Below are 4,186 nucleotides of genomic sequence, written 5' to 3'. Positions count from 1 at the left end.
TAGAAAGCTCCTTTTAAATTCTGTAATTTATTGTATCATGATGCGGCTATCCAAGCAAAAGAAGAATGAAAAAATCCACTAAAAAACCGTCCTCAAAAGGACGGTCCTATTTGTTCAAGGCCGAATAGTTTTGGCCGTATAAAAAATAGATAAGGCTGCCCAAGATAATGGAAATCCCAAAGGCCAACCAGGTAGCCCCATCATACTGCACCATAAAGGAGAGGCAGATCAAAATGGATAGGATTGGCAAAAAGGGTACCCAGGGAGTTTTAAACTCTTGGGAACCGGGCAAGCCCTCAACCTGCCGTAAACGAATGAGTCCAAAGGCCAAAATAATCAGGTAGGCCAAGGTCACAATGTTTAGGAAGGAAGCTAGACTAGCGAGAGGGAAGACCCCTGCAAACAGGGCGGCAAAGAATCCCACCAGCAAGGTCGCATTGGTCGGCACCTTGCTCTGGGGATGCAATTTCCGAAAGGCCTGCGGCAATAAGCCATCACGCGCAATCGAATAAATCATCCGTGACAGAGCATAGGTCAAGGAAATACATACGGTGATCAAGGTTAGAATCGCTACCAGGGACACATAGTTGGCAGCCCAGCCCAGATTGGCACTGCGCAAGGCAAAGGCAACTGCATCCGGCACATTCAACTGCTCATAAGGCACAATCCCGGTTAAAACCAAGGTCACCAAGATATACATCACCGTCACCACAACCAAGGCAAGACCGATACCACGCGGAACATTCTTTTGTGGCTCCTCCACTTCATCCACAGCCATAGACAAGGACTCGTATCCTAAAAAGCTAAAGAACATAAGCGAGGCACCAGCCATAATCCCTGTTTTAGCCCCGTAGAGAGAACCAAAGCCAAAGGGAGCAAAGTTACTCCAGTTAGCTGGTTGAACATAGAAGACCCCAACTAGGATAAAAAGCAGGAGCGCCGAGAATTTCAAGACCACCAGTAAAGAATTCAAGCGCAGAGCTGTTTTTGACTGCAAGAGTACCACCGCTGTGACAAACACAACCACCAGGACTGGAAGCAGGTCAATATAGGTGCCCGCTTCTGGGTTAAAGGTGCCACTCAGAGCCTCAGGCATCTCCCAGCCAAAGGAAGCCAGTAGGCCTTTCAAATAGCCAGCCCAACCAGCAGCCACGCCCGACACTGCCATCAAGTATTCTAAAATGGTAAACCAGCCCACCATCCAGGCAGGATACTCGCCGAAAACGGAATAGATATAGGAATAGGCCCCACCCGAAGCCGGAATCCGCGAGGCAAATTCGGCAAAAAAGAGAGCCGACAAGCCGACACAGAAGGCGGAAACAATAATTGAAATGACCAGGGCTGGACCAGCCAGCGTAGCTGCTCCAATCCCGGTAATGGTGAAAATCCCTGTTCCCACCATAGCTCCCGTCCCTAAAAACAGGAGATCCCGCAAACCTAAATGGCGCCGCATCTCCGTCCGTTGCTGGCTACCATCCTTTTTTCGAAATGCTTTCATATTTACTCCCTTTAATTAAACACTTCTTATTCTATCACAGGACTGCCATTTTTAATACTTATCTGATAGAAAAATAGCCAAAGCCTCCCCCAGCAAAGACTAACTAACTTCTATGGTATACTAATAACCGAATAGAGGGCGAGAAGCAAGTGGAGGAGGCTGAAGCAGACTTCATCCGTCTTGCCAAGGAGGGCTCCTCTAACAGCCCTCCTGTCCTCAAACCTATTTACACAAAGCCCATTTGAAAGGAGAATTCTTATCGTTACTGTTATTCTGATCATTTTGATGGTCCTATCTATCATTTATACTGTAGCTCTCGGACGGAGAGCCAGTCTGCCCGTCCTATTTGAGCGAGGCCCCAAGACCCTGACCGGATTTGCTATCGGCTTTGTCACCGACTTCCTGGACACCCTTGGGATTGGTTCTTACCTAACCACAACCGCACTTTTCCGAGCAACCCGCTATCTGGACGATGACCGCCACCTGCCCGGAACCCTCAATGTTGGCCATACACTGGCCCTCCTAGCGGAATCCCTCTTCTTTATTACTGCCGTAAAGGTGGAGCCACTAACGCTTGGATCAATGGTTCTAGCAGCCACCATCGGGGGCCAAGTCGGCAGTCACATTGTCAGCCGCCTAAACCGACAACTGATTTTACGGACCATTTCCATCGCCATGCTGGTAACCAGTACCCTAATGCTCAGTCGGATTACCGGTCTGGTCGACTCTCTTGGTAGTGGTAATACTGCCATGGGACTTAGCGGTCTTGCCCTCCTTATCGGAGTTGTTGGAAACTTTATCCTCGGTGTTCTCATGTCCGCCGGTGTTGGCCTCTATGCTCCTTGTATGGTTATGGTCTACCTCTTGGGGATGAATCCACTTGCAGCCTTCCCTATCATGATGACCTCCTGTGCCGCCTTGGCACCTGTGGTTTCCTTAACCTTTATCAAAACCGAAAGCTATCATAAAAAAGGTTTAGGCTGGTTTATTGTAGGTGGTGTGATTGGGGTTATCATTGCCGCAACCCTAGTCAAGAGTCTCTCACTCGATGTACTGAGCTGGATTATCGTTTTTGTCGGCTTCTACACAGCCCTCACCCTGTTCCGAGCTAGCCAGAAAGTGGAACCTGCATGAACACCTTAGACTACATCAAAAAGGTCCAATACGATGATCTCTACGATCGCCCCTATGGGGAAATCGACTATCTTCTTTTAGCCGAACTGAGCTATCTCCCCTTTGATGATCTCGTTTCTTCCAGCTTTGCGACCCAACAAGCAAGCCGATTGGTAGAATTGGCTCCACAAATCCCCAAAGATTCATCACCTCTGATGACCGAGCGCTACCAACTGCTAGAAGCTATGGTTGCCAGCAAACGCTATAAAAATCTCAAACTCATGGGCTTTGAAAACACGATTGACCCCGCTGAAAATGTCCAATTTTCAGCCCTGGTCTTCTGCCTCAAACCCAAAACCTTTGTGGTCAGTTTCCGGGGAACCGATGATAGCTTGGTCGGTTGGAAGGAGGACCTCCTCATGTCCTATCAAACAGAGGTACCAGCCCAATACCTGGCCAAATCCTATCTCCAGCAAGCGCTAGAGGCCCTGGAAGGAGAAATCTATCTGAGCGGTCATTCAAAAGGGGGCAATCTGGCTATCTATGCAGCTAGCCAAGTGCCTGCCGATCTTCAGGAAAAAATCAACCGAATTTATTCCTTTGATGGTCCAGGACTCCACACCAGTGTTTTAAATAGTTCCGACTACCAGAATATTCACGAGAAAATTCAACGCTACATTCCTGAAAATTCGGTGGTTGGAATCCTCCTCCATTCGCAAGCTCCAGCTCAGATTGTTCAGAGCACGGTGCGCAATGGTCTGTCCCAACACAATACCTTTACCTGGGAAATCAGTGAGCATGCCTTTAAACAGGCTCCGGAACTCTCTGCTGAAAGTCAGCAATTGGAAGCAACCATGCTCCAGTTGATTGAGCAGGTGCCTGATCAAAATCTGGCCGAAGTCATTCAGACCTTCTTCTCGATTCTTGAAGAAGGAGGCATCACTTCAATCAACGCCTTTCTCCAATGGGATGCTATCAACTCTGTCTTGAAAGTCATCCAAAGTAGCCAAACCTTGACGGCCCAGCAAAGAGACCTCCTCTTTAGTTTTGGTCAGGCCTTCCTCCAACTACGCCAAAAAGTTCGGCGGGAAGCCCCTAAAAAAGACTCTTAAGTGAGACCAAATGAAAAATAGCAGAGCACCTAAACAGCCGAGTTGCTGATCAGGTGCTCTTTTGGTATACTAGAAAAAATTTTTACTACTAGATAGTAGTTTTTCATGAAATCGTTTAAAGGAATTTTATTCCTTCTTATCTCATTTGCTGTAACAGCCTGGGCTTGGTCTCAGGCAGGCTTGGTGAATTTTATCATCCCCGCCTTTGCCCTAACCGCTCTGTCACTGAGCTTCTTGCTCACCACTCGTGCCAGCTGGCTAGAGCAGCTCTTTAATGGTCTGGAGCACGTCTACCAATACCATAAGATGCTGGCTTCCTTCTCATTGGTACTCATCTTCCTTCACCGGATTGGCATGGTCGGCCTCTTGGCACCACTCTGGGGCAGTATAGTAGAATGAAACAAAAACCGCACACTTTGTGCTATACTATTTTTATGGCATATTCAGTAGATTTTCGTGAAAA

Annotated in this window: 4 protein-coding genes; 3 read left to right on the top strand and 1 reads right to left on the bottom strand. The window is 47.8% G+C overall.

Annotation, left to right across the window (positions count from 1 at the left end; all coding sequences use genetic code 11):
* Positions 1 to 106 precede the first annotated feature (106 nt).
* Positions 107 to 1,498, bottom strand: coding sequence for an APC family permease (locus N4310_RS07745; protein ID WP_262092723.1), 1,392 nt, complete (start codon positions 1,496 to 1,498; stop codon positions 107 to 109).
* A gap of 210 nt (positions 1,499 to 1,708) precedes the next feature.
* On the opposite strand from N4310_RS07745, the gene N4310_RS07740 reads away from it, so the two are divergent.
* From N4310_RS07740 to N4310_RS07730, 3 genes are all read left to right on the top strand, one after another.
* Positions 1,709 to 2,632 carry a permease gene (locus tag N4310_RS07740; RefSeq protein ID WP_338092456.1) on the top strand — a complete coding sequence of 308 codons (924 nt, stop codon included), beginning with the start codon at positions 1,709 to 1,711 and terminating at the stop codon, positions 2,630 to 2,632.
* Entirely contained in the window at positions 2,629 to 3,723 is a 1,095-nt protein-coding gene (locus N4310_RS07735; RefSeq protein ID WP_262092721.1) for a DUF2974 domain-containing protein, read from the top strand. The genes N4310_RS07740 and N4310_RS07735 overlap by 4 nt, the downstream gene beginning before the upstream one ends.
* A 105-nt stretch (positions 3,724 to 3,828) precedes the next feature.
* Positions 3,829 to 4,122, top strand: coding sequence for a ferric reductase-like transmembrane domain-containing protein (locus N4310_RS07730; protein ID WP_262092720.1), 294 nt, complete (start codon positions 3,829 to 3,831; stop codon positions 4,120 to 4,122).
* Positions 4,123 to 4,186: the final 64 nt, after the last annotated feature.

It is taken from the genome of Streptococcus danieliae (genome assembly GCF_025447695.1).
Classification (GTDB): Bacteria; Bacillota; Bacilli; order Lactobacillales; family Streptococcaceae; genus Streptococcus; species Streptococcus danieliae.
The sequence above is the reverse complement of the archived record's forward strand: the minus strand, read 5'-3'. Positions and strand labels throughout refer to the sequence as shown.